Source organism: Streptomyces sp. NPDC051172, assembly GCF_040682555.1.
Taxonomy (GTDB): domain Bacteria; phylum Actinomycetota; class Actinomycetes; order Streptomycetales; family Streptomycetaceae; genus Streptomyces.
Genome location: NZ_JBFBBE010000330.1, coordinates 948 through 1569, shown reverse-complemented (window position 1 = coordinate 1569; position 622 = coordinate 948). Strand labels below are relative to the sequence as shown.

The 622-nt window shown below is 66.7% G+C and carries 1 protein-coding gene; it reads right to left on the bottom strand.

Annotated features, from left to right (window positions below):
* Positions 1-161 precede the first annotated feature (161 nt).
* A partial coding sequence (locus tag AB0N07_RS50825) for a hypothetical protein (RefSeq protein ID WP_365847776.1) occupies positions 162-622 on the bottom strand: 461 nt, incomplete at its 5' end.

The following is a 622-nucleotide window of genomic DNA, read 5'->3' as shown; positions in this document are numbered from 1 at the left end:
AGGTCCTCCACGGCAATTGCCGCGTCCGATGCCTCGTCACGGCCGATTCCGGCATCTGCCAGCCGGCGGTCGTCGCCCACCCATCCCAGGAATCGGCGAAGTCGAGTCGCGGCGGAACCGTGCAGGGGTGGGTCCGGTGCGGCATCGTCGAGCAGATTCGCCTATGCCACGGCGTCCTGTAGGTGCCTCTCCCGGTCCCGGGAGTCCACACGGTACGCTTCGATCTTCAATTCCAAGGCCCCGATCAGATCCGGGACAGCGATGACCACAGGGGCCTGCGGCGTGAGAACCTCGACATAGAGGAGCCGCTCAAGCGCGTTGCGGCCTCCTGGTGCCTGCACGGGCAGCGGCTGGGGCAGCTCTTGCTCGGCAGGCGGTGGCACATGGTCGGCGATGAGGAAGTCCACCTGCATGTCCCCGTCACCATCCGCGCGGGTCATGCGGTGCAACGGTGCTGAGGCGTCGATCGAGTCCTTGTCCTCATACCTCAGAGCGCGAAGACCGCTGCGCAGAGCCGTGAGGTGTTGGCGCCAAGTGATCTCCACGCGCGCCAGAGTGTCGATGTCCCGGGTGGCGCGGGTGGGCGCTTCGCCGCGGAGGTGATGGTGGAGCTGAACCATCA